Raw genomic sequence first — 15,401 nt, 5'->3', positions numbered from 1 at the left:
TGCCCCGTAATCACTTCAGGCTTTAATTTTTAAAATTTATAACCCTCAATTGTATTTAAAGACCTGCGGAATGTGGGTTTCTACGTTCCTATCTTTGGTACAAACAATAATACCAGCGTGGCCTGGCTGTCGGTTGTGCAGTCCGATGAAATCAAATCGATTTAATGTCAAAACAGCTCGATCGTTGCTTATAGCAAATGCTAGCACCTCTGGATCTGGAATCCCAAGTCCTGCTTTTCCTGCTTCCTGAACCGTGAGGACATTGTGACCAAAAGCGCGCAGCAATTGCACAACGGGCAAAGGAAATTGTTCGTCTGCATACAAATTTAGCATGACTCAGGCTTCCTCATTCTTGCCGATTGCTTGTTCGATTTCCTCCTGATGTGCATCAGAATAAGTCCAAACATTGACTAGATCGGCAGCGCTTAGATGGGGATAAAATTGTAAAAGTTCGGCATCGCTTGAACCTTCGCGGCGAAAACTTTCAAGCAGCCAAACAGGGATGCGAGTTTTGGCAATGCAAGCATCGCCACCACACACGTCGGGAGTCTTGGTAATTCCCGGCCAGCTATTACTTAAACTTTGGGCTAACAGTCTGATGACTTCAGCTTTCTCAGTCGGAGTTAAGGTCAGGAGTTGTGTTTCTAGTTCTTCGAGGAGCATGGGTAATATCGCCTTTGCGATCGGGAATATGTCATTATCAATACTTCGGACAGTTTTTGATTGCCAACCGTAGAATAAGGGTTTCAAGGCTACAAGGCAAGTTCGCTACCAACGGAAAATCGATGGTTTCAGAGTACGAACTAAAAACTGTCCGGACTATTGATTATAACACTTTACCTTTATTGATTCTTAATCAGCGTCAAATGTCAAGGCTTCCCCCCTAACCGTTGTATCCAATTTACCCTTCTCAAAAACAACTTTTCCTCCCACAACAGTCACAACCGGCCATCCGGTTAAATTCCAACCTTCAAAGGGACTCCAGCCGCACTTAGTCACCATTTCTTCTCGCACAACCAGGCGGTAGTTGTCCAAATCTACCAATACTAAATCGGCGTCAAAGCCAGGGGCAATTTTCCCTTTGTTCGGAATCTTATAAGCCTTAGCAACTGCCGCCGACATCCAATTAGCAACTTGCGCCACTGTACATCTTCCCTGTACTGCTTGCGTCAGCATCAAAGGCAAAGAAGTTTCGACTCCGGGCATTCCCGACGGCGTATTCGGATAATCTTGAGCTTTTTCTGCTAATGTGTGTGGCGCGTGATCGGTGGCAATAAAATCAATGACGCCGTCTAATAAAGCTTGCCAAAGTATTTCGTTATCGCGGGGAGCGCGCAAAGGCGGATTCATCTGAGCTAAACTGCCAATTTTTTCATAGGCGCTGGTATTTAACAACAAATGCTGCGGCGTCACTTCCGCCGTTACCCAACTCGGTTTTTCCTGCCGCAACAACTCAGCTTCTTCTCCCGTCGATAGGTGCAGAATGTGCAGTCGGCGCTGATATTTATTAGAAAGTTTTAAGGCTAGCTGAGTTGCTAACAAAGCTGCTTGATTGTCTTGAATTTGCGAGTGAACGGCCACATCAGAAATCCCGGCAAATTCCTGACGCCTCTGATTGATTCTAGCTTGGTCTTCTGCGTGCACCGCAATCAGCCGATCGCCCGCAGCAAAAATCGCCTCTAAAGTTGCTTCTCCATCGACCAAAAGCTGGCCGTGCATCGAACCCATAAACACCTTAATTCCCGGAGTCGGATTCGCACTCAACAAATCCGGCAAATTCTCGGCCGTTGCACCAATAAAAAAGCCGTAATTCACCAAACACTTCTCGGCAGCGCGACTTAGTTTATCATCTAAGGCAGCTTGGGTTGTTGTCAGAGGTCGCGTATTCGGCATTTCCAAAAACGATGTCACGCCGCCTTTAGCGCAAGCACAGCTAGCGGTAAACAAGTCTTCCTTGTGTTCTAAACCCGGTTCCCGGAAGTGTACCTGGGGGTCAATTACTCCGGGTAACAGAGTTAAGCCTTTCGCCATTATTTCTCGATCGCCAACGGCTGCAATGGACGGAGCAACCCGAAGAATTTTGCCCTCGCAGATTTCCACGTCCCCTACTAAAAACTCGCCGTTGGGCAAAAGAACGCGAGCGCTGCGGATTAACAAACTTGATGTGGTCGGCATAAGCTATAATTAAATGAGTAATGTGCGTGATCACCTGAAAAATTTTATCCTTAAAAGAGTTCTGTCAATAGTAAGAAATGTCAACGACCCCCATCTAAAGACACGCTGGCTTCTAGCCTTGGACTTGAATCACAGTTGACTAGACTCAGTACCTGGGTACTACGTTAACGGTGAGAGTTAAACACCTACCAGAGGATGCTTCCCATAGTTCCTAGCCAAGCGAAATTTAGGATTAAACCGATTTATTGAGTTAAGTCAGTATCCTAAATATAGTACCGGCCGTAAACTTTGGTGCAAGCTAACATCACCCCTCTCAATTAGGCTCCAAAGAGCAAACATTATGCGTGAGCGGGTTGCGAGGTTTGAGGTGGTAATTGTCCCACGGCTCGTACATTACATTCATTACACCGAATCCAGCAATCCCCGTGTAATAGTAAAGATTCACGGCGGTTGAAACCGCCTTGCCGTTTCCCACGAGCGCGTCTTTAGAGGCGCTCGGAACCCACTTACCGAATTTTTTTATGACTCGTCTAGAGAAGTCAGCCGACGAAAAACCTCCGCAAGACACCGAAAATCCTTGGATCGAAGGAATTAAGACGATCGGCTTAGCAGCATTCTTGGCCTTTGGCATCCGCACCCTGGTTGCCGAAGCTCGCTACATTCCCACCGGCTCGATGCTCCCAACCCTACAAATTAACGATCGATTAATTATAGATAAGGTGAGCTATCGATTCCAAGACCCCCAGCGAGGAGATATTATCGTATTTATGCCTCCTGACCCGGCTAGTTTGTGCACGGGACAGCCGCCGCCGATCAAAGATGCCTATATCAAGCGAGTGATCGGACTTCCAGGGGACACTGTGGAAGTCAAAGAGGGAAAAGTTTTTATTAACAAGCAGCCGCTACAGGAAAAATATATTGAAGAAATTCCGCAGTATCCCTACGGGCCTGTAGTTGTAGCCCCAAATTCTTACTTGGTGCTCGGCGACAACCGCAACGCAAGCTGTGACAGCCATTATTGGGGCTTTGTACCGAGGCCAAATATCATCGGTAGGGCGATTGTCCGTTTTTGGCCGCTCGATCGCACAGGTTCGATCGATCCCACGCCCATTTATCCCGCTAAAAATTAGCTACAAACCGCAACCCGCAGATTTTAATCTGCGGTTGTCAGTTTAAAGTACCAATTACCTATTAGCCATTTCCCACTACCAAATAATCAATGGTTAAAGGAGATTTAGTATCAGGTTTCGCGATCGAGCACTTTCACAACTTTGTTATACATCTCCTCTGCTTCTTGCGGCGAATTGCCGATACTCGTCAATCCCACTTTGCCAAACTCCGACAAACAGCCCATTAAATGAAACACACTCCCCGTCTCAGTACCGGTGTCAAAGTGCAGTTGATTGTCAGCAATAATATCCATCAAATCGTTCGGTAATAATCCCCGATACCGCTCTTTTTTCAAATTGTCAGAAGCAACATAATATTTCGGACGGCCCTGCTGGCTGTAAAATAATCCTGTCGAACGTTCGTACCGACCATTTGTTAACAGCTTCAGCGCCATAAAAGGATGAGTTGTGCCGCCCTTGCGGAGGTTGATCTCTATTGCTTGGATATCCCACTTGCCGTCTGATTGGCGCACCGCGAGAAAATCTACTCCAAATCTCTCTAAAGCGCCTTTTTTAGCTAAGTTTTGCCCTACTTTCCATCCCAATTCCTGCAGCGCTATTCGATAAGATTCGTCCGCAGGAAATCGGCAACCTAAGAAAATTTGACCGTCTGGGCCTCCTAAAATTTGGTCGTGGGTTGAGAGAATTTCTACTTGACCGCTGGGGACAATTCTGCCTTGAACGCTGGGCGAGAACTTTTCTTCTCCTTCGATAAATGCTTCGGCAATTGCCCCTAATTCGGGAATGCGGCTGCTAAAATTTTCCCAGGTTTCGCCCGTTGCTTGAAAGCGCAAATTATGGAAGCTATCCCCAATTGCCTTCGCTCTTTCTGTAGGCGCTTTACCTGCGAGGGGCTTCAGATCTAAAATTGCATTCCCTTCCCCCGAAAAACCTTCATTTAACTTAATTACCATCCGCTGCAAATGCGGCTGCCGTTCCCACAACGCGGCCGCAGCTTCCGCTAAATCTTCCGCATTCAAAACCAAATCGGAACCGTCAGGATAAGGCACGCCACATTCTTTAAAAATTTGCCTGCTGCCGCTTTTTGTTCCCCAGTATAACAGATCGGGATCGCTGGCCCACAAAGGAATCCCCAATTTAACAGATAACTCGCGTTCTAACGGCGTCGAGTTATAACAAACCATATAAGATTTTGTCGGCCGCACTGCTTGACGAATGCGCTCCATCAAGCGGGGACGGTCTAAAATTTTCTGGGCGAGGGGTTTGGCAGAAGTATCGTAAGCACTGAACAGCAAAAGCCGATCGCGCGCGTGAGAAAATGGAATTCCCGGCAGCAATTGCAGGTAATAATCCACAATCATCGGGTGCAAGGGCTCCGAAGTAATGTAAATTAAGCGCGTGCGGGGATTTCGCAGGCGAATCAATGAAAATAAATGCCGCTCTTCGTAGTGGTAAACACCCTCAATTTTCAGCATTTCTTTCTGATCTAAGCTGAGAGAAGGAAGGATAATAATGTCACAATCTCCGCTGTCGAAGTCTTCGATTCCTCGCCAACGTTCGCGTAATTCTGTCTGCAGATTGCGAAATTCCTGTGCGGATTCGGAAGATGAATTATTTAACTCTTGCATGGCGTTTTATCCTAAGTATTCAAATAATTATTGCTGATGATGTCAACTGTGTCAGCCCAAATACCTGAGACAACTCACACAGTTTTTTTCTGACGCACCTTACCGGGAATATTGACAAAAATGCCCAAATAGTAATTTAAGGTGCGTTAGTCCCAATATTTGAGGCCACTCAAACAGTTTTTTCTGCCCCCGCCCAAAAACCTATACCATGCCACGTACTCCTCTCGTGAATATCCAAAAATTTTAGACCAAAGTTTAATCTCCCAGCTTCATCTGTGGAATAAATCTAAAATCTAAAATCTAAAATCTAAAATCCACTGACGCACCCTACCCGGGACGAGCGTCCATTCCTGTCAAGCTGCTCTAAGAAGCTCGCCGCGCTCGAAAAAGTCTGCCAGATTCCAATATCGGCTCTAGGCGGCGTTGATTTTGCTTGAGTGCCGAGCGCAATTTTTCCGAAGGCCGGAATACCAGGGGAGCCGAATATTTGTTCAGCATCTCCATATCTGGCGACTGGCTCATCAGTATCAGCCGCACGTCTTTGTCGAGCAAATAACTCAGAGAAAGCACATCTCCCATGTTCGTAAAATCGTTACCGCGATCGCTAATTACAATTGTATCTTTAATCGATCGGTTAGCTATCGCCTCTTTGTTAATAATTTTCGCAACTTCAGCATTAAAATAGCTCAAGTCTTTGCTCCACCAAGTATCAGAAAAAGCGCTGACCGTACAGGATGCTATACTTGCTGTAAATACCAAGGCTAAAATGACTTGCCAAAACCGCTGCTGATTTTTCACGTTACTTGCGAGCAAGTAAGCAACTGCTAGCTGCACTCCCGGAAAGCAGGAAATCAGATAGCGGCTGACGGCGGAACGTTTGCCGCCTAGGATTATATCCGGTAACGCCAGGAGCAAAAAAGGTACAAAAATTGATGTTAAAATAAACAGCCAAGTTGAACTGCTAGTCCCGGGGCAGATTTTGTAAATGGCTGCCGCAATTAACAACAAAAATGGTAATCTCAGCAGATAAGTCCAAATATTATCAAAGCCGCAGTCTAAGTCAAAAAATAATGCTGTAAAGCTGAGCGTCCACAATTTGACAAGATACAGCAAACCAGGAGATACTCGCGTCCAATCTGTCGTAGCTGATGCTCGTCCCAGGTTGGTTGCCAGCACGTAAATCCACGGAACATACAATATTAAAGCTGCTGTTACTGCTAAAAAAAATTGGGAATTAGTTACATGACCTCGCAATTTAGTTTTTTTGACAAAGAAGCAGTAAGCAATTATAAAAACTCCGTGTCCGATGAGTGTTAAACCGAAAAAAGGGTGAGTGTAGAAACCAAGGGCGATCGCCAGCGAATAACACGCCCAATTTTGCCAACCGCGCAACCGCACTGCTTTCAGCAGCAGCCAACTGCTGCCAATAACTGTGGCTGTCAGCAAACTGTACTGCCTTGCTGTCTGAGCAAACAATATGTCAAAGGGAGATAAAGCCAAAAGTGCTGTTGCTAATAACGCCGCCAAATTCGAGGCAAAAAGTTCCTCAGCTAAAGCGTACATCAAAGGCAGCGACAGCAAACTCAATATTGCTGGCAAACTCCGGGAGGCTGTTAGAGAACTGCCAAATTGCTGCATCCACCAACGAGCCATGAGAAAGTATAAAGGCGGATGCTGCGGGTCTTCCACTACTAAAGAACGAATTGTGTCTGCTTCTGTACTTCCCGGTTTAATCCGCTGATATTTTTGCAATTCAGGTGCGGGAACAATCCGGTTTTGAAATAGTTTGTCGTCGATTTCTTGGCGGGTGAAACCAGCGGCGCGGATTGATGTGTAGGCTTCGTCGTGCCAGTAAAGTTTGCGATCGAGCTCAAAAAAGCGAAATCCGATACCTAGTAAAATGCCGATCGCTAATAAGCTCATCAGCCAGCGTCCGTTTGCGCGATCGCCCAACTGATTTTGATGTGTTGTTGTAGAGCCCATATTCGTTCTAATTGTTGCGATTCCCTCCGCGATAGCTACGCTTCACGGAATTTGGAACTGTAGATCATCCTAAACCGCACTCCGAGAGCGATCGATACCCCGTACATACCCCAACAGACGATCGTTCTACCCTCTGCCGGATGCCAAATACCTTATAGATCGGAGCCTTGTGAAAGCTGGGGAGTGGCCGGGGCCTCCCCAAAATCAAGAATCTTCAACCAGATCCTCCCAGAACCTCCAGACCCCAAAAATAACTGCTAACATACGTGTTGTACAGTTAATCAACAAGCTCCGCAAGGGGTCTACCCGCGTACCGCAAATGGCAAAAAAAGAAGCGTCTATAAAAACTACACCTGAAAACTCAGAAAAGCAAAAAGCCCTAACTTCCGTACTGTCCCAAATCGAGCGCAGCTTTGGCAAAGGAGCGATCGTCCGATTGGGAGACTCCACTCGCATGAGGGTAGAAACCATTCCCACCGGAGCCCTGACACTGGACATTGCTTTGGGCGGCGGTTTGCCAAAAGGCCGAGTCATTGAAATTTACGGGCCCGAAAGTTCCGGTAAAACCACTCTAGCCCTCCACGCGATCGCCGAAGTCCAAAAATCCGGCGGTATCGCAGCCTTCGTCGATGCCGAACACGCCCTCGATCCCACCTACGCCTCAGCTTTAGGCGTCGATATTGAAAATCTCTTAGTTTCCCAGCCGGATACCGGCGAAATGGCCCTAGAAATTGTCGATCAACTCGTGCGTTCCGTCGCCGTCGATATCGTAGTAATTGACTCCGTAGCCGCCCTCGTCCCCCGCGCCGAAATCGAAGGCGACATGGGCGACTCCCACATGGGTTTGCAAGCCCGCTTGATGAGCCAAGCTTTACGGAAAATCACCGGCAATATCGGCAAATCCGGCTGTACCGTCATTTTCCTCAACCAATTGCGGCAGAAAATCGGCATAACTTACGGCAACCCCGAAACAACAACCGGCGGCAACGCACTGAAATTCTACGCCAGCGTGCGGCTCGACATTCGCCGCATTCAAAGCTTGAAAAAAGGTACCGAAGAATACGGCAACCGCACGAAAGTTAAAGTTGCTAAAAATAAAGTTGCTCCGCCTTTCCGCATTGCCGAATTTGACATTGTATTTGGCAAAGGCATTTCTACTTTAGGCTGTCTGACTGACTTGGCGGACGAAATGGGAGTTATTATCAAAAAAGGTTCTTGGTATAGCTATAACGGCGAGAACATAGCTCAAGGACGAGACAAAGTGATCCAACACATGGAGAAAAATACCGACTTCAAAAATGAAATTGAGGATCTAGTTAAAAAGAAACTTGAGACTGGTGCTGTGGTTTCTGCTAATTCTGTTGCCCCTGTTGACAATGACGATGAGGATGCAGAAGATCTAGACAATGTAGAAGATCTAGATAATGTAGAAGTTGTAGAGGATTTGGAAGAAATCTAAATCTTTTAGTCAATAAATGCGATAGCTGTTAGAACCCCGACTTTTTGAAGAAGTCGGGGCTCTGTTTATTCTGTTTTTTTAAGATCGGTCCTGGACGCAAAAACCCCGTTTCTTCACGTAATTTGGTGATAAGCTGTCGCGCATTTAAATTGTATATTCAGGGCGGGCGGGACGCCCACCCCACAAGACTTTGATTTTTTTTGACATACAATTTAAATGCCGCAACAGCTTATACGCTCGAACCTGACAACGAGAAACCGGGTTTTTTGGGTCTAGTGTGTCCTGGACTGAAGATGTAGGGGTAATATCAACTCCGCTAGCATCGTCGGGCGTAAAATCGAATCAACACTCAATACTCAACTACCCCGTCAGTTTTTCGACCCCGACTTCAACAGTCAACAGTCAATCGATTTTAGATTTGAGATTTGAGATTAAAGAATTGAAGCATTGACCCCACGGATAAATTCGGGGGCTTGTATCCTGGATGCTTTCGGTCAACTCTCAACAGTCAACAGTCAACTCTCAACAGTCAACAATAATTCCGGTGCAACCGGAATTGATATAAAGCATTGGAGAGAATACAAAGAACCCCGACTTCATCGAAGAATTCGGGGTTCTAAAATAAGAGTATTTCACCGCGTTGTTTAATGTTGAGGAGTTTGGTGCAAGGAAATCTCTAAAACTTCTATCTGCTGGTTGAGAGTAGCAGACCGCTTCTGAGCATATTTGTCGTGCAGAAAAATACTTAAGCCCACACCCACTGGCAACACAAAATAGATAAATCCCAGCAACATCTGAGCAATTTCTTCTTGCGCTGCTGCATCGAATTGAGGCACAGCAGTAGGTTGACTTGTCGTGCTGTTGACTGGCTGCTGATTAGATTGCTCGATCGCCTGTGCTTTTACTTGCGGTTGAGCTTCCTGGGCGATCGCCCCTGAAGCAGTTCCCAAGCATCCAGCCACTGCTACACATACTGTCAGAAAACTAAAAAGTCTTGATTTAACCTTTAATCCGTTGTTCATGGCACTGATTGAGTGGCGATCGCCTTGCTGAGTTTCTCTTTCGGTTAAGCGTACAAGCATTTTTACTTACCTGTTTTTAAAATAAATTTAATTTCTGTATTCAAATATACTGTTTTTTTTATTTAAACGCAATAAGTATTTATTACTAAAATTAGGTTTAAATGCAATATCTGCATTAATTCCATGCGCTAATTGGGGTTTCGATCGCAAACAGTAACTTTGTATACAATTTTTCCTCTGGACATCCACTTGAATTGGAACGCAACATAAAAGCGCGATCGTAAATAAAGCGTTACCCCAAACAGTTAGAAAGTCAACTCGAAATTAATAATCTGTATTATTTATTAGGACAAGCTATATATGCTTCAAGGGCTTTTATCGTTCAGAGGGCCTTTTCGGATTCTGAACCTGAGTTGGTTTGCTTTTTTCTTAACTTTCGTAGTTTGGTTCAACTACGCACCCTTCAGCACAACGGTGCAGCACGATTTGGGACTGACAGTTGGGCAAGCCAGAATCATCAGTCTGTGCAACCTAGCTTTCGCAATTCCTGCACGTATTATTATCGGGATGTTGCTCGATCGCTTCGGACCTCGCATCACCTTCTCTTCACTCCTGGTGTATGCAGCATTTCCCACACTGGCATTCGCCTTTGCCCAAAACTTTAATCAGTTGGTTTTGAGCCGTTTGGCAATGGGAATTGTCGGCGCTGGATTCGTGGTTGGCATTCGCTTAGTTGCCGAATGGTTTCCCCCAAAAGATATCGGCTTTGCTCAAGGTATCTATGGAGGCTGGGGCAACTTTGGCTCTTTTGCCGCAGAAGCAGCGTTACCGGCGATCGCGGCAGGAACAGCTTTTCTCTCAGTCGGACACACAAATTGGCGGCTGGCGATCGCCCTTACTGGGATTGCCACAGCAGTTTTCGGAGTCATTTTTTACTGCAACGTTCAAGACACTCCTCCCGGCAAAGTCTATCAGCGCCCGGTTCGCAACGGCGCAATGGAAGTCACCAGCGCCAAAAGCTTTTGGGCACTGTCGATGACCAATATTCCTCTATTTGGTGCCTTAGCTTTGATTGTGTGGCGCTTGCAGAAAGCAAATTTTCTGACTGCAAATGTGATGTACGCTATTTGGATTAGTTTGACAGCACTGTATTTAATTCAGGCTTACAAAGCCTGGGAAGTTAACCGAGAAGTTGTCACCGGTCAAAAACATTACCCACCTCAAGAACGCTATCACATCAGTCAAGTATTCGTATTAGAACTAGCTTATGCAGTCAGCTTTGGTTCAGAGCTCGCTGTGGTTTCCATGTTACCGGAATTTTTTGAACACACCTTCAATATAAATCATGCGATCGCCGGGCCCATCGCTGCTACCTATCCCCTGATGAACTTAGTCAGCCGTCCAGCAGGAGGCTTAATTTCTGATAAAATCGGCAGCCGCAAGTGGACGCTGACAGTGACGATCGGGGGAGTGGGATTGGGGTATTTAATAATGAGCCAAATTACGGCAAACTGGCATTTAGCAATTGTGATTATCGTGACCATGTTATGTGCCTTCTTTGTCTTCGCCGCCGCAGGCGCAACTTTTGGCATCGCCTCCTTAATTAAACGAGAACTAACTGGTCAAATTGCCGGAAATATCGGTGCTTACGGCAGTGTCGGATCTGTAATTTACGCCACCCTTTATAGCTTTCTGCCCCAAACAGTTGCAGGCAACCGCAGCTTCTTTGAGGTACTCGGAATTGCTGGTGTAATTGTGTGCTTCCTTTGTGTTTTTATCCTGAAGGAACCGAAGGTTATTGAAAGCAAAGATTTGGCAGAAGAAGCTATGCTGCTGGGCCACTAAATCGCAAATCACGTTTTAAGTAGAACAACTTAAAACAACAGAACACTCAGAAGCCTGACTTCTTTATTGAAGAAGTCGGGCTTTAAGATCCGCAGCAGTTTATTTATCACTTTTGTGTCCTGGACGCAAAAACCCGGTTTCTTCACGTAATTTGGTCATATACGCTCGAACGTGACAATGAGAAACCGGGTTTTTTTTGGTAGCGTGCGTCCAGGACTGACTTTTGTCACTTACTGCGGCAAAGAAATTGGCTGAACGTATTGAGAATTAGCGCGCACGTAACAGCCTTGTCTTGTCAGCAACCAGGGTTGACCGTTCGCCAGCGTAATCGCATTTACTCCCCTGAGTTCAGGAGCAACTGTATCTCTATCCGCGCGGTAAACTCGTTGAATTGCTCCGTTTGGCGTCTTGCGGCAGTTGAGTTCTCCATCTCGCGATGTGACTCGCCAAGCAGGCCAAGTTCCAGAACCAGCAGTTTCAGTCAACCAAGTATTAGCATTGCTAGAAGTATAGTCGCCACTTGCATTAGGACGCGGTAAAGCTTCGACTAAATTTAGTTTAAATGTCTTACCAAGAGAAGGACAATTTTCTCCTGCTTTCACCTTCCAAGTAACTTCGGCTCCCAATTGGCTGCTCCTTCCAGCTTGACGCCTGACAATGGTAATATCTCCAGAACACACAATTTTTCTGCCAGGGCCGATCGCACTATCTTTGAAAGTTCCGTTGTAATAGTAAGAGCCAACTGCTCCTTCGGAACGGGTAATTTGAATATTGCCCAAAAATTTCCTATCCCCTACTTGAGTAAAATAAAAGCCGCTGCGATTGTTTTCTTTTTCTGAAAGGTTTAAAGTAGTTTTACCGTTGGGATTAACATAAGTCGTAGCGCTAGCAGCCGCACACAAAATTAATGAAACAACTCCTGTGGATAACCAAATGTCAAGTTTTTTCACCGCCACACCTTGTATGAATCTCTACTTTATTTATAGCTGTTGGTTAAAATACTTGACCAGTCGCTCAAATGAGTGTCACTCATTTGAGCGACATTCTAACGGCATACGGGCAATCCCCCATGATTGCGGCTACAAATTCGGCAATCACGAGGGATTGGCACTACTGCGTAATCCCTAAAAATCTACTCTGGATAACTTCACCTTAGTTCAGCTCCCTTCAACTCTTTTCACTTGTATGTACCTGCATTACTGGGCTTGCACGCTTCAACTTGTGGCTCATTGCAGGTTCCAATAATTAGCAGCAGAATAAATTTATATAGGTAAGTAAAGGAGTTGCAATCGCCGCTAAATACGGCGAATTTTACAGCTATTCCAGCACAGCCAAGGCGTTGTGTAAATAAAAGTAACAGTTCCGGAAACGCGGTTTCTCTGACTGAAGTTAGGATTCTCTGGCTTTTGAAGCTAGAAGCAGCCGGGCTTGTGGGAAACGCAGCAGCTTTACAAACGCGATTTAAAGTGCGAAGAAACATCGTTTTTACCAGGGAAATACATCATGGGTTACGGTCAATTAGAAGTTATATTAAAGATGGCTCAAACAATTGATCCTCAAATTGAGAGCGATCGACATTTTGAAATAGACTTGGAAAAATTGCGCCAACTGCCAGCAGGAACATTAGGGCGCGAAGTGGCGCGGTTTCTAGACGAACATGGCTGTGAGCCGATCGCATCGGGAGACTGGATTCAGGGAAACCAAGACGTTTGACCAATTCTGACCGGTCTTTCGGCTTCAACAGAAGATGAATTTGTACTTCAAGCGTTTACTCGCGCTCAAGTATTTTGTTCTTCCTGTGCGATTTTAGTGTTAGTTAGACCGGCGGCAAATGCGCGATCGGACAAATTATCAAAAGTTTAAAACAGGGAAAATTAGCCGCTAGTTAATTGATATCGTTTCCGGTGGGAGGGGAACGATAAAGTCAAGGTCAATAATTCCACATTCCCCCACGGATCGCGGACTACTTCGCACTCCCAATCATGGCGAGCGTGCAACAGGAATTCATATAACAGGGACGTTGCATTTGATTGGGAAACTCCTTTACCTAAAGTTAGAGAAAAACTCTGAATTCTACCCTTAATGGATTAGCTCTTAACTCATTACGTCTTTACCTCATTATTGCAAAAATATGCAAAGCACAAGTTACAAATCGGAAATTAGCCTGAGTCCGAGGGAAAGAGCGATCGCGCAATTAGTAGCCCAAGGCCTGCCAAACAAATGTATTGCCAAAAATTTAAATATCAGTCACTGGACGGTTGCCACTTACGTGAAGCGGATTTTTCTCAAACTCGGTGTTTCTTCCAGAACTGCAATGATTGCAATGCTGATCCAAGAAAATTTGCTCTGGGACTGATAAATAAGTAGGGTGCGTCAGCTAGCTTTAATTCTCTGGTAATCCAGAAACTCTAGGCACCGCGCACTCTAGACAAACCTATCCCGAGACAAATTAAAACCAGGTTTTACAGGTAAACCTGGTTTTAATTTGCAATGTTTAAAAACTTCTAGGCCAAAGCCAAAGAACGAGAAGAATTTCTCAGAAAACTCAGCAATTCTCGATTCACTGTTTGCGGCGCTTCCTGCTGAATCCAGTGACCGCAGTTAGGAACTAATTTCAACTTAAACGGAGCCGTAATTAATCGGTCTAAACCTTCTACAAGTTTGTGGCTCAAAAACGCATCTTCTTCTCCCCAAAGCACCAAAGTAGGAACTGTCACCGGTTCTAATTTCTGTCCCCAATTCCAAAGGCGCTGCGGGTGAAACATCTGCTGGTAATAATTCATCGCCGCGGCTAACACTCCCGGCTTTTCTAAAGCAGCCTGATAAATCTTAGTTTCTTCAGCGCTAAAAGCTCCTTTGCGAACAGCTTGTCCCTGCAAAATACTTTGCACAAAATCTTTCAAATTTTGCCGGATCAACCATTCGGGGATGCCGGGAACCTGAAAAGCCAAAATGTGCCAACTGCGGCGGATTTGATCTAAATTGCTCGCCATTTCCTGTAGGAATCGCTGCGGGTGCGGAGCGTTTAAAATTGCCAAGCGATTGAGTGTTTCGGGAAATTTTTGAGCTATGTGCCACGCGATCGCACCTCCGCAATCGTGACCGACAATGTGAGCTTTTGTATAGCCCAAGCTCGCAATCAAACCGCGAATATCGGCGCTCAGGGTATCTAAATCGTAGCCGCTTGCCGGCTTGTCGGAATCGTTGTAGCCCCGCAAATCCGGCACCACAACCTTGAAATGACGCGCTAAAGCAGGGATTTGATGGCGCCAAGAATACCAAAACTCTGGAAACCCGTGCAGGAGCACAACGAGCTCGCCTTCTCCTTGAGAAACGCAGTGCAGGCGGATGTTGTTGGTTTGGACAAAAATGTGTTGCTGTTCGGAATCTAAAGAATTCATAGTTGGAAAGTTAGACTTATTTTTGGGAAGTACAGAACGCGCCGACTGGTAGCAGGCTGCAACGGCCCAATGGTGTTAATTTTTCTACTTTTATTGTAGCTGCTTTTTGCTCCCCGCCGCTGCAATCTAATGAAATTTAAAACTTGTAGGGTTTGGGGGTGTCCTATTTTTTAGGTGTAACTACTGAGATCGAGTTTATCACCTTAAATCTGTTGTTTTAACAGCGGCGCAAGCGATTCAATAATAGCACAATTTCGTCAGTTGCCGATCGCATTGAGGCAGCCGATAGGTCAGATTGATTGACGATAATGCTAAACACCAGCGGCTCGTAATCCGGAACTTCGATATATCCCGACAGTGCGGAAACTCCGCTCAAAGTTCCTGTTTTTGCTTGCAAAATTACGCGGTTTGGTGTACTATTTAAGCGATTTTTCAAAGTGCCACTCTCGCCAGCGATCGGCAGTGACTGGCGGTAAATAGATGCAGCAGGTGAATTGGCCATGAATCTCAAAGTTTGCACCAAGGCTTCTGGACTAATTAAATTGTGCCGAGACAAGCCCGAACCGTCGGCTAATATGTAGCTGTTTGGATTTACTCCTAATTGAGTTAAAGCTGTTTTTAACTCTTTTAAACCGATTTCCCCTGTATCCTCTTGTGGCACAGGCATCTTGCCTGTGAGTGCTTGTGGCACAGGCATCTTGCCTGTGAGTGCTTGTGGCACAGGCATCTTGCCTGTGAGTGCTTGTGGCACAGGCATC

Annotated in this window: 14 protein-coding genes; 5 read left to right on the top strand and 9 right to left on the bottom strand. The window is 45.7% G+C overall.

The window, feature by feature from the left end; genetic code table 11:
* Nucleotides 1-45: 45 nt before the first annotated feature.
* The 3 genes from QUB61_RS33365 to QUB61_RS33355 all read right to left on the bottom strand — a co-directional run bounded on the left by QUB61_RS33365 (nt 46) and on the right by QUB61_RS33355 (nt 2,175).
* Nucleotides 46-333: a DUF5615 family PIN-like protein gene (locus QUB61_RS33365; RefSeq protein ID WP_333134212.1), complete on the bottom strand. Its 288-nt coding sequence runs from the start codon at nt 331-333 to the stop codon at nt 46-48.
* A gap of 3 nt (nt 334-336) precedes the next feature.
* Nucleotides 337-663 carry a DUF433 domain-containing protein gene (locus tag QUB61_RS33360; protein WP_333134210.1) on the bottom strand — a complete coding sequence of 109 codons (327 nt, stop codon included), beginning with the start codon at nt 661-663 and terminating at the stop codon, nt 337-339.
* A 189-nt stretch (nt 664-852) separates the two neighbouring features.
* The gene (locus tag QUB61_RS33355) at nt 853-2,175 is read right to left on the bottom strand and encodes a dihydroorotase (RefSeq protein ID WP_333134208.1); all 1,323 of its coding nucleotides are present in this window, start codon (nt 2,173-2,175) and stop codon (nt 853-855) included.
* 521 nt (nt 2,176-2,696) lie between these two features.
* On the opposite strand from QUB61_RS33355, the gene lepB reads away from it, so the two are divergent.
* On the top strand, nt 2,697-3,305 hold the full coding sequence (gene lepB, locus QUB61_RS33350) for a signal peptidase I (protein ID WP_333134206.1): 609 nt from the start codon (nt 2,697-2,699) through the stop codon (nt 3,303-3,305).
* Nucleotides 3,306-3,415: 110 nt separating this feature from the next.
* On the opposite strand, the gene QUB61_RS33345 is transcribed toward lepB, so the two are convergent.
* Together QUB61_RS33345 and QUB61_RS33340 are read right to left on the bottom strand one after the other, a co-directional pair.
* On the bottom strand, nt 3,416-4,933 hold the full coding sequence (locus QUB61_RS33345) for a peptide ligase PGM1-related protein (protein ID WP_333134204.1): 1,518 nt from the start codon (nt 4,931-4,933) through the stop codon (nt 3,416-3,418).
* Nucleotides 4,934-5,296: 363 nt separating this feature from the next.
* Nucleotides 5,297-6,916: a glycosyltransferase family 39 protein gene (locus QUB61_RS33340; protein WP_333134202.1), complete on the bottom strand. Its 1,620-nt coding sequence runs from the start codon at nt 6,914-6,916 to the stop codon at nt 5,297-5,299.
* A 319-nt stretch (nt 6,917-7,235) separates the two neighbouring features.
* Here QUB61_RS33340 and recA point away from each other — a divergent pair, with 319 nt between their 5' ends.
* Entirely contained in the window at nt 7,236-8,375 is a 1,140-nt protein-coding gene (gene recA, locus QUB61_RS33335) for a recombinase RecA (protein WP_333134201.1), read from the top strand.
* A gap of 644 nt (nt 8,376-9,019) precedes the next feature.
* Here the strand turns inward: recA and QUB61_RS33330 are convergent.
* Nucleotides 9,020-9,457, bottom strand: a complete 438-nt coding sequence (locus QUB61_RS33330; protein ID WP_333134200.1) for a hypothetical protein — start codon at nt 9,455-9,457, stop codon at nt 9,020-9,022.
* 300 nt (nt 9,458-9,757) lie between these two features.
* On the opposite strand from QUB61_RS33330, the gene QUB61_RS33325 reads away from it, so the two are divergent.
* A complete protein-coding gene (locus tag QUB61_RS33325; protein WP_333134198.1) occupies nt 9,758-11,242 on the top strand; it encodes a NarK family nitrate/nitrite MFS transporter in 1,485 nt (494 codons plus the stop codon).
* A 230-nt stretch (nt 11,243-11,472) separates the two neighbouring features.
* Here QUB61_RS33325 and QUB61_RS33320 read toward each other — a convergent pair whose 3' ends face one another.
* Nucleotides 11,473-12,192: a hypothetical protein gene (locus QUB61_RS33320; RefSeq protein WP_333134196.1), complete on the bottom strand. Its 720-nt coding sequence runs from the start codon at nt 12,190-12,192 to the stop codon at nt 11,473-11,475.
* Between the two features lie 478 nt (nt 12,193-12,670).
* Between QUB61_RS33320 and QUB61_RS33315 the strand changes: the two genes are divergently transcribed.
* Nucleotides 12,671-12,955: a hypothetical protein gene (locus QUB61_RS33315; protein WP_333134194.1), complete on the top strand. Its 285-nt coding sequence runs from the start codon at nt 12,671-12,673 to the stop codon at nt 12,953-12,955.
* A 418-nt stretch (nt 12,956-13,373) separates the two neighbouring features.
* Nucleotides 13,374-13,598, top strand: coding sequence for a LuxR C-terminal-related transcriptional regulator (locus tag QUB61_RS33310; protein WP_333134192.1), 225 nt, complete (start codon nt 13,374-13,376; stop codon nt 13,596-13,598).
* Between the two features lie 148 nt (nt 13,599-13,746).
* Here QUB61_RS33310 and QUB61_RS33305 read toward each other — a convergent pair whose 3' ends face one another.
* Nucleotides 13,747-14,643, bottom strand: a complete 897-nt coding sequence (locus QUB61_RS33305; protein ID WP_333134190.1) for an alpha/beta hydrolase — start codon at nt 14,641-14,643, stop codon at nt 13,747-13,749.
* A 217-nt stretch (nt 14,644-14,860) separates the two neighbouring features.
* Nucleotides 14,861-15,401: D-alanyl-D-alanine carboxypeptidase/D-alanyl-D-alanine endopeptidase (gene dacB / locus QUB61_RS33300; protein WP_333134188.1), on the bottom strand; the 541-nt coding region annotated here is incomplete at its 5' end.

Origin of the sequence: Microcoleus sp. C2D2 (assembly GCF_036702495.1) — a bacterium.
Classification (GTDB): Bacteria; Cyanobacteriota; Cyanobacteriia; order Cyanobacteriales; family Microcoleaceae; genus Microcoleus.
The sequence above is the reverse complement of the archived record's forward strand: the minus strand, read 5'-3'. Positions and strand labels throughout refer to the sequence as shown.